Source organism: Terrabacter sp. Ter38 (assembly GCF_024519435.1).
GTDB lineage: Bacteria > Actinomycetota > Actinomycetes > Actinomycetales > Dermatophilaceae > Terrabacter.
In genome coordinates this window covers 1-331 of record NZ_JALJRZ010000045.1, presented here as the reverse complement: position 1 = coordinate 331, position 331 = coordinate 1, and the positions used below count along the sequence as shown (strand labels likewise).

1 protein-coding gene is annotated in these 331 nt (G+C 39.0%); it reads left to right on the top strand.

From position 1 onward, the window contains the following. On the top strand, positions 1 to 244 hold a 244-nt coding region (locus NR112_RS23335), incomplete at its 5' end, for a hypothetical protein (RefSeq protein ID WP_256796479.1). Positions 245 to 331 lie beyond the last annotated feature (87 nt).

Sequence of the window (331 nt, the reverse complement as noted above, 5' to 3'; positions counted from 1 at the left end):
TCCTTTAACCACTTCCCTTTCCTTTATATACCTCCTCTCCTTCCTCCCTTTCTCCTCCCTCTCCTCTTTCTTCCTCTTCTCTCTCCTCTCCCTCCTTCTCTCCTTTTTCTTCCTCCTTTTCCCTCTCCCTCTCCTCCCCCTTCTCTCCCTCTCTCTCTTTCCCTTTTTTTTTTTTTCCCTCTCTCTTTTTTCCCCTTTCTTTGTTTCTCTTTTCTTCTCCTCCTACTTTCCCTTTTTCTACTAACTATCCTATCTGTTTCTTTATCTTCTTTATCATCTCTCCTCTCATATCTTAATATCTTCTTTTATTTAAATATTTTTTTTTCTACTT